The sequence below is a fragment of the Pseudomonas sp. 18173 genome (assembly GCF_050432945.1).
GTDB lineage: Bacteria > Pseudomonadota > Gammaproteobacteria > Pseudomonadales > Pseudomonadaceae > Aquipseudomonas.
This window is the reverse complement of the sequence record NZ_JBKFTN010000006.1, coordinates 20,503-37,231: the sequence shown is the minus strand read 5'-3', so window position 1 is coordinate 37,231 and position 16,729 is coordinate 20,503. Positions and strand designations below refer to the sequence as shown.

The following is a 16,729-nucleotide window of genomic DNA, read 5'->3' as shown; positions in this document are numbered from 1 at the left end:
ATTTTTTAGTACGATCGATGCCGAGAGTAAATTTTTATGTACAATAATAAATGAAAATAAGTCGGGAAAAATATCAGGCGCTTCTTTGGGGGCTTCCATTTTTTTTGGGTAGTCTTCTGATTTTTCCATATGCGCTGCTGGGTGATCAGGAGTTCTACCGGAATTTTTATACTGGTGTCGTAGGCCTGTCGCTGGTTGAAGCATTCCAGTTTTACAGAGGCGCTTTAGGTACAAGTGAGCCAGGCTATTTTCTGTTTTCGTTTATATTTGCGCCATACTTTAATAAAGATATACTTTTTTCTATTGTTAACTATTTGTTTGCATATAATGTTTTTTTGTGGCTGATACGTAATGGTGTCAGTCGATTGCTTTTTCCCCTGGTTTATTTGAATTTTTATATCCTTGTTTTGGCGTTTTCCGCTGAAAGATTAAAGCTCTCGTTGCTGCTATTCTTGATGGGGGCTTGCAGTTCCGGGGTGATTCGGTATGCGCTTTACGCATTTTCAACATTGACACATGTGCAAACACTAATGTTGGTCGTTGTTGCGCAAGTCCGCGAGGTTTTACATATTGTTCGCCGTCTGTTTGTGGGGAAAATAGGGGTTGGTTTCATTTCGTTGTTTTTATTGATGGTCGGAATTCTGCTCGTTGTGGTGCTGCTTAAAGAGCATATTGAATCAAAGTTAATGTTCTACGCCGGGACGTGGGGTGGGTTGGAGGCTATGTTGAAGCCTCTCATTTTTACCGCGCTTTCCATGTGCTATGCACGATCACGCAAGGTGGAGGCTGTCCTTGCATCGCTTCCTATGGTGTTGGCTTCGTATTATATTGGCGCCGAGCGGGTGGTGATTTTTTCGTATTTTGTATTTATGTATTACGGGCTCCAGAGTAAACGCGGTATTAATGTTCCGGTGGTTTTTACGTTGCTGTATTTTGGGTACAAAGGGTTGGATTTTCTTGTTAATATATTTTTGTATTCAGATGGTTTCGCACCTGTTACATAATATTTTTTGCTGGTTGTGTGGGGGATGTGCTGACCGGGATGCTTCAATTCCCGGGTTGTCGAGAGGGTTGTCCTGTGCAGCTGATGTGCAGAGTGACAAAATCGATTTGGAAAATACCTCGAAAGACCTGTTTCAAGTTGCTGGCGTTGGCCAAACGCTCAAGAGAAGGTGGTTGCTACATGAGAATCCTGGTAGTTACACAATATTTCTGGCCTGAGTCTTTCATTATCAATGATTTGGTCAAGGCTTTGACGGCTCAAGGGCATGACATCAAGGTTCTTACTGGTAAGCCAAACTACCCCGATGGCGTTGTTTTTAGCGGTTACACTGCTTCTGGATATCAGGAAGAAAAATTCGAGTCTTGTGTCAGTGTTTGCCGTGCGCCACTCAGGCCTCGTGGTGTTTCCGGTGCAAAAAATCTTGTGTTGAACTATTCGTCGTTTATTTTAAATGGCATTAAATTTTATCCGAGAGCCGTAAAAGGTGAGCATTTTGACGCGATTTTTGTGTTTGCGCCTTCACCTATTACCTCGGTAATTCCTGCAATTTACTTGAAGTGGAAACTCAAGAGCCACTTGGCCGTATGGGTTCAGGATCTCTGGCCGGAGAGCTTGAGTGCAACTGGATTCGTAAAGAACAAAGCAATATTGGGCACTGTGGGCTGGCTGGTTAAGGGCATTTACGCTTTCGCCGATACGCTTCTCGTTCAATCGCGGGCATTCCGTGAGCCGGTTGCCCGTTATGCCAGTTCCGGCAAAGTCGTGTATTACCCCAACTCCTTTCAGGACGTACCACCGAGTGTCGACGAGACCCGGATTCCAGCGCCCTTGCTCGCAGAACTCGACGACCATTTCTGTCTTGTTTTTGCCGGCAACCTGGGGACCGCGCAATCGGTCGAAACCCTCGTTGAAGTAGCTGGCAAGCTTCGCCATTTGTCAGAACTCAGGATCGTTCTGGTCGGAAGCGGCAGTATGTTGGGCTGGATTGAAGCCCAGAAGAAAACCCGGGAATTGGACAACCTTATTCTTGCCGGACGCTTTGCGGCCACAGAAATGCCGCACTTTTTCAGCCGGGCCAAGGGTTTGTTGGTGACGTTGAAGCAGAATGAGACGTTCTCCTATACCATCCCTAGTAAAGTCCAGGCTTACCTGGCAGCGGGTAGGCCGATCATCGCCGCGCTGGACGGGGAGGGCGCGCGAGTCATTCAAGAGGCGGGAGCCGGTCTCACCACTGCGGCGCAAGATGCCGAAGGTATGGCCAACTGTATTGAGCAACTTTTCCGCATGACTCCGGATGAGCGGGAATCGTTGGGGCAGGCGGGTCGGGCGTACTACCTTGAGCATTTCGAGATGGAGCGGCAAAGCCGGCGCCTGGTCGAAATCCTCGGTAGCAGGATCAATGAATTGGAAGGTAGCTCAAAATGAAGGTTCTTGTGTTAGGGGTCACCGGAATGCTGGGTAGCACAGTGTTCAGGCAATTCCATGGAAACCCGCACTTCGAGGTGTGGGGCACTTTGCGCAATCCGGGTGGCGCCAAATACTTTTCTGAAGGCATGCACAGTTCGTTGATCAGTAATGTCGACGTGCTCGACCAGGACTCACTGGTTTCGGTCCTGGCACGGGTCAAGCCGGATGTCGTCATCAACTGCGTCGGGCTGATCAAACAATTGGCCGATGCCAAGGACCCCCTTTCCGCGCTCCCTATCAATGCCATGTTGCCGCATCGTATTGCGAGGTTGTGCGAATTGTCCGCTTCTCGCTTGATTCATATCAGCACCGATTGCGTGTTTTCCGGGCGTAAAGGCATGTACATCGAGGAGGATATCTCCGATGCAGAGGATCTCTACGGTAAGTCCAAGTACATCGGTGAGCTTCACTCGGACTTGAATGCCGTCACGCTACGAACCTCGATCATCGGTCACGAACTGGGAAGCCAGTATTCGCTGGTGGACTGGTTCCTGTCGCAGAACGGATCGGTCAAGGGTTATGAAAAGGCCATTTTTTCCGGGCTTCCAACCGTGGAACTGGCACGTGTCATTCGAGACTACGTGATCCCCAATCCACAGCTACACGGCCTGTATCACGTCTCGGTGGCGCCGATCGACAAGCTGTCTCTTCTGAAGCTGGTAGCGAAAGTTTACGAAAAGGAAATCGATATCATCGCGGATGGTCAAGTAGCCATAGATCGCTCACTGAACTCATCGAAGTTTCAGGCAGCAACTGGTTACGTTCCACCTTCGTGGTTGGAATTGGTTAAATCGATGCGCGCGTTGCGTTGATCATTAAATTCAATCAGGTTTTGGAAGGTAGTTATGTTCGATAATAAGATTTTGATGATCACGGGTGGTACGGGCTCGTTTGGCCATACGGTGTTGAAGCGTTTTCTGGATACCGATGTAAAGGAAATTCGCGTATTCAGCCGTGACGAAAAAAAACAGGAAGATATGCGCATTGCTTTGTCGAATGACAAAGTGAAGTTCTATATCGGAGACGTACGCGATCGCGATAGCCTCGATCAGGCCATGGTGGGAGTCGATTACATTTTCCACGCCGCCGCGCTGAAACAGGTGCCATCGTGCGAGTTTTACCCGATGGAAGCCGTGCGTACCAACGTCATGGGTACCGAAAACGTGTTGAATGCGGCCATTGCTTCGGGTGTGCAACGCGTTGTTGTCCTCAGTACCGACAAAGCTGTTTACCCGATCAATGCCATGGGTATTTCCAAAGCCATGGCTGAGAAGCTGATGGTTGCCAAATCGCGGATGATTCCGGCAACAGGCCCGGTGATTTGCGCAACCCGCTACGGTAACGTCATGGCATCGCGCGGTTCGGTGATCCCGTTGTTCATCAATCAGCTGCAGAGCGGCGAGCCGCTGACTGTCACCGACCCGAACATGACACGTTTCCTGATGTCGCTCGAGGATTCTGTCGATCTGGTTCTGCATGCGTTCGAGCATGCCAAGCAAGGTGATATTTTCGTCCAGAAGGCACCTGCCTCGACAGTGGCGGACCTGGCACAAGCGCTCAAGGAACTGTTTGCTCGCGACAATGCCGTCAAGGTCATCGGTACTCGCCACGGCGAAAAACTTTACGAGTCGCTGATTTCCCGTGAAGAAATGGCCAAGGCCGAAGACATGGGCCGCTACTACCGTATTCCTTCGGACAATCGCGACCTTAACTACAAGAAGTTTTTTGTTGAGGGGGAGCAAGTGATATCCGATCTCGACGACTACACATCCCACAATACAGAGCGACTCGATGTAGAAGGCGTGAAGAAAGTTCTTTTGAATCTGGATTACATTCAGGAGCAACTTGATGCTTAAGGTCATGACGCTGGTTGGTACGCGACCAGAACTTATCAAGATGAGCCGTGTCATTGCCGAGCTTGATAAGCAGGTCAATCATGTGTTGGTTCACTCAGGCCAAAACTACGACTTCGAATTGAATCAGGTTTTTTTCGATGAGCTTGAGATTCGCAAGCCTGATTACTTCCTGGGTGCCGCTGGCGATACCGCAGCCAAGACCATCGCGGAAGTGATTTCAAAGGCGGACGAAGTATTTGAGGCCGAAAAGCCTGATGCACTTCTGCTCTACGGCGATACCAATACCTGTCTGGCCGTCATTGCCGCCAAGCGCCGCAAGATTCCGGTATTCCACATGGAAGCCGGCAACCGCTGTTTCGATCAGCGCGTCCCTGAAGAACTGAATCGCAAGGTGCTCGATCACCTCAGCGATATCAATATGGTCCTGACCGAGCATGCCCGGCGTTACCTGATCGCTGAAGGGATTCGTCCTGAAACCATTATCAAGACCGGATCGCACATGGAGGAGGTGCTCGACTATTACATGCCGAAAATCCTCAATTCCGACGTGCTCGCGCGTGAAGGCCTGGAGCAGGACAAGTTCTTCATCATCAGCGCCCACCGTGAGGAAAACGTCGATACGCCGGACAACCTCCGCGACTTGCTCAAAACGCTGCGAGCCCTGGCCGACAAATACCAGTACCCGATTATCGTTTCCACGCATCCTCGTACCCGCAAGCGCCTGGAAGCGACAGGTGAATCACTGGACCATCCTCTGATTCGTTTCTCGAAGCCATTCGGCCTGCTCGACTACATCAAGTTGCAGATGTCGGCGTTTTGCGTGCTGTCCGATAGCGGCACCATCACCGAGGAAGCCTCTCTACTGAACTTGCCCGCCATTACCATTCGTAATGCGCACGAGCGTCCAGAAGGGATGGATGAGGGCACGCTCATCATGAGTGGCCTGAAAGTGGAGGGCGTTCTGGATGCCGTACGTGTGGTAACCAGCCAACATGACCGTAGTCAGCGCGTTATCCCGGTCGTGAGGGATTACCAGGCAGGTCCTGTGTCGAAGCAGGTAGTTCGGGTCGTATTGAGTTATACCGACTACATCAATCGTACCGTCTGGTCGAAATCCTGAGCGTCGTCGAGGTTTGAAAAATGCGTGTTTTATTGACAGGCGCTACAGGTTTCGTTGGTCGCGCAGTATTGGGTCGTTTGGCGGCCTCTGACGATCTGGAACCGGTGGCAGCCATCCGTGGGCACGCCCTGCCTGATTGTCCGTCGCGCGTTACTACCGTTCGAACTGCCGGGCTCAGTGCTGATACCGATTGGTCGCAGGCGCTGGGCCAGGTGGAGGTTGTCATTCATGGCGCGGCTCGCGTTCACGTCATGAATGACACCGAGTCCGATCCGCTGGAAGCGTTTCGCAAGGTGAATGTCGAGGGCACGCTAAGTCTCGCTCGGCAAGCAGCCTCATTGGGTGTTCGGCGCTTTGTGTTCATCAGTTCCATAAAGGTGAATGGCGAAGGTACGCCGCTCAATCAGCCTTACTTCGCCGATGCAACCCCCGCACCTGGCGATCCGTATGGCATTTCGAAAATGGAGGCCGAGCAAGGGCTGCGCGAAATTGCGAAGGTTACCGGGATGGAAGTGGTGATCATCCGTCCGGTGCTGGTATACGGGCCGGGTGTGAGAGCCAATTTTCTGAGCATGATGCGTTGGCTGGACAAGGGAATTCCCCTGCCATTCGGGGCTATCCATAATCGGCGCAGCCTGGTCGCGCTCGATAATCTTTCTGATTTGATCGTGACCTGCATCCGCCATCCGGCCGCCGCCAATCAGACGTTCCTCGTCAGTGATGGCGAAGATTTGTCCACGACACAATTGTTGACGCGGATGGCGCAGGCGTTGGGTAAACCCGCACGCTTGCTGCCTGTGCCGAGCGTATTGCTCGAGCGGGGGGCGCAGCTTCTGGGCAAGCGGGCCTTGTCGCAACGACTGTGTGGCTCGTTGCAAGTCGATATAAGCAAAACTCGGGAATTGCTGGGCTGGACTCCTCCAGTCAGCGTCGATGAGGCGCTTGTATCGGCTGCCAACTACTACAAGGAAAGGCAGCGCTAAGCTGGCTTGTGTCAGTGTCGGTTCAATTGCGGATTGATTTTGGCTGTTTCAGGAAGTTGACCTTTGAACACAATTTGGTTGTTGGCGTTGGTGGTGGGTGTTTCATTCTTGGGCACTGGTGCATTGCGCAAATACGCGTTGGCACGCAGCCTGATTGATGTTCCTAATGCGCGTAGTTCACATTCGGTCCCGACTCCTCGGGGTGGTGGTGTGGCTATCGTCCTGAGTTTTCTGCTTGCGCTGCCTGTCCTGGCCTGGACAGATGCCATCGCCTGGCCCATGGCGCTGGCTCTGCTGGGGGCTGGCGGCTGGATCGCGATCATTGGTTTTCTCGACGACCATGGACATATTGCCGCGCGATGGCGTCTGCTTGCGCATTTCGCGGGGGCCATCTGGGCGTTGACGTGGATTGGCGGGATGGCACCGATCAATCTCTTCGGTCACGAGTTCAGTCTCGGCTGGTTCGGTTATGTTATCGGAGCGTTCTATCTGGTCTGGATGCTCAACCTCTACAACTTCATGGATGGTATTGATGGCCTGGCCAGCGTCGAGGCGATTTGTGCCTGTGTCGGTGCCTGCCTGGTCTACTGGATCACCGGCCATGCCAGCCTTGCCATTGCGCCACTTGTACTGGCGATGGCCGTACTGGGCTTCCTTGTCTGGAATTTCCCGCCAGCGAAAATTTTCATGGGTGATGCAGGCAGTGGTTTTCTGGGCATCGTATTGGCGGTGATGTCGCTTTACGCGGCATGGACCAATCCACTTTTTCTCTGGGCCTGGCTCGTTTTATTGGGCGTCTTTATTGTTGATGCCACCTTTACCCTCATTCGTCGGCTGTTGCGAGGGGATAAGGTTTATGAGGCCCATCGCAGCCACGGATACCAGTTTGCCTCACGAAAATATGGCAGCCATCGGGCGGTCACCCTGGCAATAGCTGCGATCAATTTGTTGTGGTTAGTACCAGTGGCTATATTGATCGTCATGCAATATCTCGATGGCGCGGCAGGATTGGTCCTGGCCTACGTGCCTCTGGTGTTGCTGGCCATCAAGTTTCACGCAGGCGAGTTGGAAATCGCTGGCAAGGCATGATGGACGCATTGGTTTTTGAGTATTGCTTTGTCGGTAAGTGAGTTACCGACAGCTGTAGTTGCTGTATCAATGCTAGGAGCTTCGAGAGGTGTTTAGAGGGGTTATGGATAAGATTCGGGCAATGTTGTTAAGTCTGCCAAGACGACATAAACGCATTCTGCAGGTTCTGACTGATATTTCATTGGTCTGGTTTGCGCTGTGGATGGCGTTCGTTGTGCGCCTTGGACTGGACGAGTTAATCAACCCGTTCACTCAGCACGTCTGGCTTTTTGTCAGTGCACCTGTCATCGCCATTCCTCTTTTCATCCGCTTTGGCATGTACCGTGCGGTGATGCGCTACTTTGGAAATGACGCGCTCATTGCCATTATCAAGGCAGTGACACTGTCCTCCCTGATACTTGGCGTTGTGGTGTACTGGTACAGCAATCATCAAAACGTCGTTCCTCGCTCGATCATTTTCAACTATTGGTGGTTGAGCCTGATCATGATCGGCGGGCTGCGCCTGGCCATGCGTCAGTACTTTATGGGGGACTGGTTCAGCGCTGCCCAGCACGTCCCGTTCACCAGCCGGGACGATGGTCTGCCGAAAGTGGCTATTTACGGCGCGGGGGCGGCAGGTAACCAACTCGTCGCCGCCTTGCGGATGGGGCGCGTCATGCGGCCTGTTGCTTTTATCGACGACGATAGCGGAATCGCCGACAGGGTGATCTCCGGATTGCAGGTGTATAAGCCCGAGCACATCCAGCAGATGATCGACAACACGGGGGCTCAGGAAATTCTCCTCGCCATCCCATCGTCCAACCGTGGACGCCGCCGAGAGATTCTCGGGTTTCTCGAAGGCTTTCCGTTGCACGTACGAAGTGTCCCGGGTTTCATGGACCTGGCCAGCGGCCGGGTCAAGGTCGACGATATCCAGGAAGTGGACATTGCCGATCTTCTTGGGCGTGACGCAGTCCCGGCCCAGGCTGACTTGCTCGAACATTGCATCAAGGGTCAGTCCGTGTTGGTCACGGGGGCGGGGGGCTCCATTGGCTCCGAGCTTTGCCGGCAGATCCTGGCGCTGCGCCCGACAACGCTTCTGCTGTTTGAGCACAGTGAGTTCAATCTCTACTCCATCTTGTCCGAACTGGAGCAGCGGGTCGCTCGAGAGTCTCTGTCCATCCGCCTTTTGCCGATTCTTGGATCGGTTCGCAACCCGAACAAGTTGCTGGATGTCATGAAAACCTGGCGAGTAGATACGGTTTATCACGCTGCCGCCTACAAGCATGTCCCCATGGTCGAACATAACATCGCCGAAGGTGTGCTCAACAATGTGATCGGCACGCTCAATACTGCCCAGGCTGCGCTCCAGGCGGGAGTGGCCAACTTCGTGTTGATTTCGACGGACAAGGCCGTGCGACCTACCAATGTCATGGGCAGTACCAAGCGCCTTGCCGAGCTGACGTTGCAAGCGCTGAGTCGTGAGTTGGCTCCGGTATTGTTCGGTGATACGAGCAATGTTTCGCGCGTGAACAAAACGCGCTTCACGATGGTACGGTTTGGTAACGTCCTGGGATCGTCAGGTTCGGTCATTCCGTTGTTTCACAAACAGATCAAGTCGGGCGGTCCGCTGACTGTCACGCATCCGAAGATCACTCGATACTTCATGACCATCCCTGAAGCGGCGCAGCTGGTGATCCAGGCGGGCTCCATGGGGCAGGGCGGTGATGTTTTTGTCCTGGACATGGGGGAGCCGGTGAGAATCGTCGAGCTGGCCGAGAAGATGATCCATTTGTCCGGCCTGAGCGTTCGCTCGGAAAGAAACCTGCATGGCGACATCGCCATCGAGTTCACCGGGTTGCGTCCGGGCGAGAAGCTTTACGAAGAGCTACTGATCGGTGACAACGTGGCGGCCACACAGCACCCGATGATCATGACGGCCAACGAGGATCACCTGCCCTGGGATTTGTTGAAGGGCAAGTTGACCGAGTTGCTTGGCGCGGTGGATCAGGACGACTATACGCGCGTCCGCCAGCTGTTGCGCGACACCGTCAGCGGCTATACCCCGGACGGCGAGATTGTCGACTGGATCTACCAGCAGCGTCGCCTTGAGCCCTGATTGTTTCATATCCAGTAACGTACACATTTTTGACAGCTCAGTGGCATAGCCTAAGTTTGGAGAGCAGCTTCGGAGAAGCTGCTTTCTCAAACGATGGCATGGAGCATTCACTAATGCGTACAAGCAGTTTCCATTCTCTGGTTTTCGCCCTTCTCGGCAGTCTCTCTCTTGCAGCAAACGCGGCGCCAGGCAACGCAACTGAGGCGACCAGTGCGCCGCTGGTGCAGGATGTGGCCACCAAGGTGCAATCCGGCAAAGTCCATCTCAATAGCGCTGATGCAGCTACGCTGCAACGTGAGCTGGCTGGAGTGGGCGAGGAAAAAGCCAAGGCGATTGTTGCTTATCGTGAAAGTAATGGTGCGTTTGCGTCAATTGACGAATTGCTGGAGGTGAAGGGTATCGGCAAAGCGATTCTGGATAAAAACCGCGAAAGGATCGAGGTTAACTAAGGGTGTGATTGAACGATAAAGGCCGATCATTTGATCGGCTTTTTTCTGTAGTAAGACTTGACCGCCGTTACTGCTGACGCCGAGGAAAACAGATTGATCGGCGCTGGCACCGAAACGGTCGATGATGTCGTTGAAGCCGTCGCCCTTCGAAAACGCATGCTCGTCTGCGCCGCCTCTGGCGCAGGAAACTCGCCTGAGCTGTAGGGTTATCGTGCTCCAGGACACGGGATGGCGATTGGCATGACCGTTCATTCCATCGCAGCGGTTTAGCGCAGTTTCACGTTCATTGCGGGTCTACTCTGATTCTGGCTGGACTACCGACGAGAACCGACCGTTCCTCGGGGATAAAAAATTACGGCTATCATATTGAATTTGAATTATGCCTATAATATAAATCGTCTGCGCCGCAGTGCTTTGGCGTCAGGCATCCCTCGGCATCCTTCAGGAGCGCAATCATGAATTCGGTTCAGTCACAAGGTACGGCTCTCGTCACTGGTGCTTCTTCCGGTATCGGGGCGGTTTACGCTGAGCGGTTGGCAGCCCGTGGTTTTGATTTGTTGCTGGTGGCTCGCGACGAGCAGCGGCTGGAGGCGGCGGCTGGCAAGCTGCGCTCGGCGCACGGGATCAAGGTCGAAGTGCTGAAGGCGGATCTGACCCAAAAAGGAGACGTGCTGCAGCTTGAACAGCGGTTACGCAGCGATTCGAGCATCAGCCTGTTGCTCAATAACGCCGGCGTGGCGGCAGACGGGCTATTGGCCAATGCCGATACCGATCAACTGGAGCGAATGATTCAGTTGAACATTACCGCGGTCACGCGATTGGCCTCGGCGGCTGCGGCCAGTTTTACCAAAGTGGGGCGTGGCACCATTATCAATATTGCATCGGTGGTGGCATTGTTTCCCGAACGTTTCAACGCGACGTACAGCGCCAGCAAGGCCTATGTATTGAGCCTGACTCAATCGTTGAATGCCGAACTCAATGGCACCGGGGTGAAGGTCCAGGCGGTGCTGCCCGGTGTCACACGAACCGAGATCTGGGAGCGCTCTGGAATCGATGCGTCACAGATTCCTGCGGAAATGGTGATGGAGGCGGGTGAGATGGTCGATGCTGCATTGTCGGGTCTGGACCAGGGTGAGTTGGTCACCATTCCTTCGTTACCGGATGCGGGCGATTGGGATGCGTTCGTGGCGGCGCGTCTTGTGATGGCGCCTAACCTTTCCAAAAGCAAGGCCGCTGCCCGTTATCGGTAAGCGTCATCAATCGGCTTGAGGTGTGTGCGGTATGAGTGATCGTCGCGTGGTAGTAACAGGTATGGGCCTGGTATCGCCGCTGGGAAGCGGTGTCGAGGTGGTCTGGGAGCGTTTGCTGGCCGGACGTTCCGGACTGCGCAACCTGCCGCAGGAAGTGGTTGCCGACCTGCCGGCCAAGGTTGGAGGTGCGGTACCTTCGCTGGCTGATGATCCGCAGGCGGGGTTCGATCCGGACCTGGCAACGCCACCCAAGGAACAGAAGAAGATGGACCGCTTTATTCTGTTCGCCATGGAAGCGGCGCGTCAGGCACTGGAGCAAGCCGGCTGGCAAGCACTGGACGCCAATGCCCAGGAACGCACAGCCACCATCATCGGTTCTGGTGTGGGCGGTTTCGGTGCGATTGCCGACGCGGTGCGAACCACCGATAGCCGAGGTCCGAGGCGTTTGTCTCCCTTCACGATCCCTTCATTTCTGGTCAACCTCGCGGCAGGTCATGTGTCGATCCAGCATGGCTTCAAGGGGCCCTTGGGCGCGCCAGTCACGGCATGCGCGGCCGGGGTCCAGGCGATTGGCGACGCAGCGCGGCTGATTCGCGCGGGTGAGGCGGATATCGCGGTATGCGGCGGTGCGGAAGCGGCAATCGATCGGGTCAGCCTTGCCGGGTTTGCGGCTGCTCGCGCCTTGTCCAGCGCTTACAACGAAACGCCTGAGCGTGCTTCTCGACCTTTTGACAGTGGTCGCGATGGCTTTGTCATGGGAGAAGGCGCCGGGCTGCTGGTGGTCGAGTCTCTGGACCATGCGCTGGCCCGGGGCGCCCAGCCCCTGGCAGAACTGGTCGGCTATGGCACCAGTGCCGATGCCTATCACCTGACAGCCGGCCCCGAGGATGGCAGCGGTGCGCGGCGAGCGATGTCGTTGGCATTGGCACAGGCAGGTGTGTTGCCGGCTCAGGTTCAACATCTGAATGCTCATGCAACCTCGACTCCGGTGGGGGATCTGGGTGAGCTGGCGGCAATCAAGGCATTGTTCGGGGCAGAAAATGGCATCGCTGTGACATCAACCAAATCGGCAACCGGGCATTTACTCGGTGCAGCGGGTGGACTCGAAGCGATCTTTACATTGTTGGCGATTCGCGACCAGATTGTGCCAGCGACGCTCAATTTCGAGAGCCCGGACCCTGCCGCTGAAGGTGTGGATATCGTTCATGGCAGCGCACGGCCGATGGCCATCGACTATGCGTTGTCCAACGGTTTCGGCTTTGGCGGGGTCAATGCCAGTGTGCTGTTCAAGCGTTGGCAGGGTTAATCCTGTGAGCGTTTGAGGTGTTCGCGCGCGACGTCGAGAATCCGTTGGGCAAACTCGGCGTCGGCGACGCTGCGCGATAGCAGCAAGGCGCCGACCAGCGTGGACATTATGACAATGCTGCGCTCAGCGGTGTGCTCTCCGTCAAGGGTGTGCTGGATCTGATCGAGTCGCGCCTGGAGCACGACGTCGCTGGTGGGGCTCGGTTGTCCACGCAGCCCCAGTTCCGAAGAAATGGTCAGCAGCGGGCAACCCTCGTGAGGCGAGGTTTGATGCCATTCGGACAGGTAGGTGTCGATGAAGGTTTCGAGCGGGTGCTCTTCGGCGAAGATTTGCGCGCACAACTCGTCGACTTGGTCGCCAGCTTCCTGCAAGGCTTTCTCTACCAGTTCGTCCTTGGACTTGAAGTGCGAGTAAAAGCCACCGTGGGTCAAGCCCAGTGCTTTCATCAGGGGTTGTAGCCCGGTCGCGCCGATACCGTCGCGTCGAAATCGCGCTGAAGCTTCCTTGATTATGCGTTGGTGGGTCTGGGCTTTATGGTCCTGCGAGTAACGCATCTGATATCTCCGCATCAATGCGGCACATATTAACCAATGAAAATTGCATGGTGACTGTACTTCTATTTCTAAAAAGCATGCAGTTGCTTCGATTTGGGTACAAAGCGGTGTGATTTCAGGGACTTTCACGCAAAAACAAACCCCGCCGATCAAGGCGGGGTTTTTCAGTCAGCGGTCCTGGGCTTCCTTGGCATCCATTTCCGCATTGCGTTCGGCGACGCGCTTGCGTTGCTCCTCGGTCAGCTCGACCTTGTTGGCGGTGTCTCGCAGCATCATCAGACCACCAACGATCGAGCCGATGGCAACGACCAGAATCAACCAGGCATACCAGGGCATAGGATTCTCCTTGAAAACAGACAGTCGGCAAGGGTTCGCCAACCGTTCGTGCATATCACTTTGAGTGATGGGGTTTCATCGCAGTTCCATCGCTATCACCCCCATTCTATGCCTGTTGTTGAAGGTTCACCCGAACGCGTTCAATGTCCGGTCAGCATGAAGTACACGAAACCTGCCGCCGTCAGGCTCATTGCTGTTCCCCCGCCACTTTGGCCAGGTACCGGCCATAGCCGGTGTTGCCAAAGTACCGGGCACGTTCCAGTAACCGGTCGCGATCGATCCAGCCAATTTCATAGGCGATTTCCTCCAGACACGCCACCTTCAGGCCTTGGCGGTGTTCGATGGTTTGCACGTACTGAGAGGCTTCGAGCAAGCTTTCGTGGGTGCCGGTGTCGAGCCAGGCGAAACCTCGACCAAAACGCTCGACCTGCAGATCGCCACGTTGCAGATAGGCATTGTTGACGTCGGTGATCTCCAGTTCGCCGCGTGGCGAAGGCTTCACTGACCTGGCGATCTCGATCACGTCGTTGTCGTAGAAGTACAGGCCGGTAACGGCATAACCGGACTTCGGCTTTTTCGGTTTTTCTTCGATCGAAAGCGCACGCCCTTTGCTGTCGAAATCGATGACACCGAAGCGCTCGGGATCTTTGACCCAGTAACCGAACACGGTGGCACCGGAGGCGCGTTTTACCGCGTTCTGCAATTGTTCGCCAAAGCGGTGACCATGAAAGATATTGTCACCCAGGATCAGGCACACCGGGTCATTGCCAATGAACGCTTCGCCAATCAGAAAAGCCTGGGCCAGGCCATCCGGTGATGGCTGCTCGGCAAAGCTGAAGTTCACCCCGAACTGGCTGCCGTCACCCAGTAGATCGCGATACTGAGGTAGATCCTGCGGGGTGGAGATCAGCAGAATATCCTTGATGCCGGCCAGCATCAGCACCGAGATCGGATAGTAGATCATCGGCTTGTCGTAGACCGGCAACAGCTGTTTCGACACTCCGAGGGTAATCGGATGCAGGCGTGTGCCCGAGCCACCCGCCAAAACGATGCCTTTGTTCATGCCAGCAACTCCCAGGAATTGATGGCACTGAGGCGTACGCCCTGATAGCTGCCATCTTGAACACGGCGACACCATTGCATGATGTCCAGATACCGTTGAACGGTTTTGCGCAAGCCGGTTTAGAACGTTTCTTCTGGGGGGGGCTCTGTCCGGTTCGCGTTCAATTTAGCGCACTGAGCACAATACGCCCGTTTTTCTCCGTACTGGAACGCCTTCCCGCACCCTGTAACCCCAGCGTAAACCCACTCTTTACGCTTTCTTTATGCCCTGCGCGCACCCTCGGTCTCGTTCCTTTACAGCCTCCTTTCCGACAATGACTCCACACGCGGCAATAAGCCGTAACACGGAGAACTTCCATGAGCGTTCTGGACGGGGTGTCACTGCTGCTGGCAGTGGGGCTGTTCATTTATCTGTTGGTTGCGCTGTTGCGCGCGGACCGGAACTAGGAGCGGCTATGCACAGTTATGATTATTGGCTGATCCTCGCGTTTTTCGCGGTGGTATTGGTCCCGGCACCGTTTCTCGGGCGCTTCTACTACAAGGTGATGGAAGGGCAGCGTACCTGGCTGACGCCGATTCTCGGCCCGGTCGAACGCGGTTGTTATCGTCTGGCCGGCGTCGATCCGCAGGCCGAACAGAGCTGGCAGAAGTACACGCTGGCTCTGCTTGCGTTCAACCTGGGGGGTTTCCTGCTGCTGTTCGCGATCCTGTTGTTCCAGGACCACTTGCCGCTGAACCCGCAAAACCTGCCGGGCCAGGAGTGGACGCTGGCGTTCAACACCGCCGTCAGTTTCATGACCAACACCAACTGGCAGGCCTACAGCGGCGAAGCGTCCTTGAGCTATCTGAGCCAGATGGTCGGCCTCACCGTGCAGAACTTTGTCAGCGCCGCCACCGGCCTGGCCGTTCTGGTCGCGTTGTGCCGCGGCATCGGTCGCAAATCCACTTCATCGCTTGGCAACTTCTGGGTCGACATGACCCGCGCCACCCTCTACGGATTGTTGCCGCTGTGCCTGCTGCTGGCGCTGTATCTGGTCTGGCAGGGCGTGCCACAAACCTTCGCGCAATACGTGAATGCGCTGACCGTGCAGGGCGCTGATCAAGTGATCCCGCTGGGCCCGGCCGCCAGCCAGATTGCGATCAAGCAATTGGGCACCAACGGTGGCGGTTTCTTCGGCGTGAACTCGGCGCATCCGTTCGAGAACCCGACCGCCTGGTCCAACCTGTTCGAGATGGCATCGATCATCCTGATCCCGGTGGCGCTGGTGTTTACCTTCGGCCACTACGTGAAGGACCTGCGTCAGAGTCGCGCGATCATTGCCTGCATGCTGGCGCTGTTCCTGATCGGTGGCGCGACCTCGCTGTGGGCTGAATACCAACCGAACCCGGCGTTGAACAATGTCGCCGTCGAACAGGCCGCGCCGCTGGAAGGCAAGGAAGCACGCTTTGGCACCACCGCTACCGTGCTGTGGTCGGTGACCACCACGGCCGCGTCCAACGGTTCGGTGAACGGCATGCACGACAGCCTCAACCCGTTGAGCGGCATGGTGGCGCTGGTCAACATGATGGTCGGCGAAGTGATCTTCGGCGGCGTCGGTGCCGGGCTCTACGGCATGTTGCTCAACGTGTTGATCGCGGTGTTCCTCGCCGGCCTGATGATCGGCCGTACTCCGGAATACCTCGGCAAGAAATTGCAGGCCAGAGAAGTGCAATTGCTGGTGGTGACCCTGATGGTCATGCCAATCGGCGTACTGGTGCTCGGCGCGATCGCCGCCAGCCTGCCAGGCCCGGTGGCTGCCGTGAGCAACCCTGGCGCCCACGGTTTCAGTCAACTGCTCTACGCCTACACCTCGGCCAGCGCCAACAACGGCTCCGCTTTTGGTGGCTTTGGCGCCAACACCCCATTCCACAACTTGATGCTGGGTCTGGGCATGTTGATCGGTCGTTTCGGTTACATCCTCCCGGTCCTGGCCCTGGCCGGCAGCCTGGCGATGAAGAAAACCGCACCGATCGGCCAGAACAGCTTTCCGACCCACGGCCCGCTGTTCGTGACCCTGCTGACCGTGACCATTTTGCTGGTGGGTGGTTTGACCTTCTTGCCGACGCTGGCGTTGGGTCCGATTGCCGAACACCTGAGCATGGGATTCTGAGGAATC

Annotated in this window: 16 protein-coding genes and 1 pseudogene; 13 read left to right on the top strand and 4 right to left on the bottom strand. The window is 55.2% G+C overall.

What is annotated here, in order from left to right; genetic code table 11:
* The first annotated feature begins 50 nt into the window (after nucleotides 1–50).
* The 11 genes from ACLD1X_RS08700 (at nucleotide 51) to fabF (ending at nucleotide 12,621) form a co-directional block, all read left to right on the top strand.
* The gene (locus ACLD1X_RS08700) at nucleotides 51–1,004 is read left to right on the top strand and encodes a hypothetical protein (RefSeq protein WP_429366960.1); all 954 of its coding nucleotides are present in this window, start codon (nucleotides 51–53) and stop codon (nucleotides 1,002–1,004) included.
* A gap of 179 nt (nucleotides 1,005–1,183) precedes the next feature.
* Complete coding sequence (locus ACLD1X_RS08695) at nucleotides 1,184–2,428, top strand: glycosyltransferase family 4 protein (RefSeq protein ID WP_429366959.1); 1,245 nt, start codon at nucleotides 1,184–1,186, stop codon at nucleotides 2,426–2,428.
* Nucleotides 2,425–3,282 carry a dTDP-4-dehydrorhamnose reductase family protein gene (locus tag ACLD1X_RS08690; RefSeq protein ID WP_429366958.1) on the top strand — a complete coding sequence of 286 codons (858 nt, stop codon included), beginning with the start codon at nucleotides 2,425–2,427 and terminating at the stop codon, nucleotides 3,280–3,282. Before ACLD1X_RS08695 ends, ACLD1X_RS08690 begins: the two co-directional genes overlap by 4 nt.
* A 33-nt stretch (nucleotides 3,283–3,315) precedes the next feature.
* Entirely contained in the window at nucleotides 3,316–4,326 is a 1,011-nt protein-coding gene (locus tag ACLD1X_RS08685; RefSeq protein ID WP_429366957.1) for a polysaccharide biosynthesis protein, read from the top strand.
* A complete protein-coding gene (gene wecB / locus ACLD1X_RS08680; protein WP_429366956.1) occupies nucleotides 4,319–5,446 on the top strand; it encodes a non-hydrolyzing UDP-N-acetylglucosamine 2-epimerase in 1,128 nt (375 codons plus the stop codon). Before ACLD1X_RS08685 ends, wecB begins: the two co-directional genes overlap by 8 nt.
* A gap of 20 nt (nucleotides 5,447–5,466) precedes the next feature.
* Nucleotides 5,467–6,429 carry a UDP-glucose 4-epimerase family protein gene (locus ACLD1X_RS08675; protein ID WP_429366955.1) on the top strand — a complete coding sequence of 321 codons (963 nt, stop codon included), beginning with the start codon at nucleotides 5,467–5,469 and terminating at the stop codon, nucleotides 6,427–6,429.
* A gap of 63 nt (nucleotides 6,430–6,492) precedes the next feature.
* Nucleotides 6,493–7,518 carry an MraY family glycosyltransferase gene (locus ACLD1X_RS08670; RefSeq protein ID WP_429366954.1) on the top strand — a complete coding sequence of 342 codons (1,026 nt, stop codon included), beginning with the start codon at nucleotides 6,493–6,495 and terminating at the stop codon, nucleotides 7,516–7,518.
* A 103-nt stretch (nucleotides 7,519–7,621) separates the two neighbouring features.
* Nucleotides 7,622–9,616: a polysaccharide biosynthesis protein gene (locus ACLD1X_RS08665; protein WP_429366953.1), complete on the top strand. Its 1,995-nt coding sequence runs from the start codon at nucleotides 7,622–7,624 to the stop codon at nucleotides 9,614–9,616.
* A gap of 113 nt (nucleotides 9,617–9,729) precedes the next feature.
* Entirely contained in the window at nucleotides 9,730–10,065 is a 336-nt protein-coding gene (locus ACLD1X_RS08660; protein ID WP_429366952.1) for a ComEA family DNA-binding protein, read from the top strand.
* A gap of 455 nt (nucleotides 10,066–10,520) precedes the next feature.
* Nucleotides 10,521–11,315 carry an SDR family NAD(P)-dependent oxidoreductase gene (locus ACLD1X_RS08655; RefSeq protein WP_429366951.1) on the top strand — a complete coding sequence of 265 codons (795 nt, stop codon included), beginning with the start codon at nucleotides 10,521–10,523 and terminating at the stop codon, nucleotides 11,313–11,315.
* Nucleotides 11,316–11,346: 31 nt separating this feature from the next.
* Entirely contained in the window at nucleotides 11,347–12,621 is a 1,275-nt protein-coding gene (gene fabF / locus ACLD1X_RS08650; RefSeq protein WP_429366950.1) for a beta-ketoacyl-ACP synthase II, read from the top strand.
* On the opposite strand, the gene ACLD1X_RS08645 is transcribed toward fabF, so the two are convergent.
* The 4 genes and pseudogenes from ACLD1X_RS08645 to ACLD1X_RS08630 form a co-directional block, all read right to left on the bottom strand.
* On the bottom strand, nucleotides 12,618–13,175 hold the full coding sequence (locus ACLD1X_RS08645; protein WP_429366949.1) for a TetR/AcrR family transcriptional regulator: 558 nt from the start codon (nucleotides 13,173–13,175) through the stop codon (nucleotides 12,618–12,620). The two genes, fabF and ACLD1X_RS08645, sit on opposite strands and share 4 nt — an antisense overlap.
* A 168-nt stretch (nucleotides 13,176–13,343) precedes the next feature.
* Nucleotides 13,344–13,511 carry a DUF2897 family protein gene (locus tag ACLD1X_RS08640; protein WP_079246726.1) on the bottom strand — a complete coding sequence of 56 codons (168 nt, stop codon included), beginning with the start codon at nucleotides 13,509–13,511 and terminating at the stop codon, nucleotides 13,344–13,346.
* 187 nt (nucleotides 13,512–13,698) lie between these two features.
* On the bottom strand, nucleotides 13,699–14,574 hold the full coding sequence (rfbA, locus tag ACLD1X_RS08635; protein WP_429366948.1) for a glucose-1-phosphate thymidylyltransferase RfbA: 876 nt from the start codon (nucleotides 14,572–14,574) through the stop codon (nucleotides 13,699–13,701).
* Nucleotides 14,571–14,711: pseudogene (locus ACLD1X_RS08630) on the bottom strand (dTDP-glucose 4,6-dehydratase); the annotation flags it as partial. The gene rfbA and the pseudogene ACLD1X_RS08630, both read right to left, overlap by 4 nt.
* A 219-nt stretch (nucleotides 14,712–14,930) precedes the next feature.
* Between ACLD1X_RS08630 and kdpF the strand changes: the two are divergent.
* Together kdpF and kdpA are read left to right on the top strand one after the other, a co-directional pair.
* Nucleotides 14,931–15,020, top strand: a complete 90-nt coding sequence (gene kdpF / locus ACLD1X_RS08625; RefSeq protein WP_007899818.1) for a K(+)-transporting ATPase subunit F — start codon at nucleotides 14,931–14,933, stop codon at nucleotides 15,018–15,020.
* A gap of 8 nt (nucleotides 15,021–15,028) precedes the next feature.
* Entirely contained in the window at nucleotides 15,029–16,723 is a 1,695-nt protein-coding gene (kdpA, locus tag ACLD1X_RS08620) for a potassium-transporting ATPase subunit KdpA (protein WP_429366947.1), read from the top strand.
* Nucleotides 16,724–16,729 lie beyond the last annotated feature (6 nt).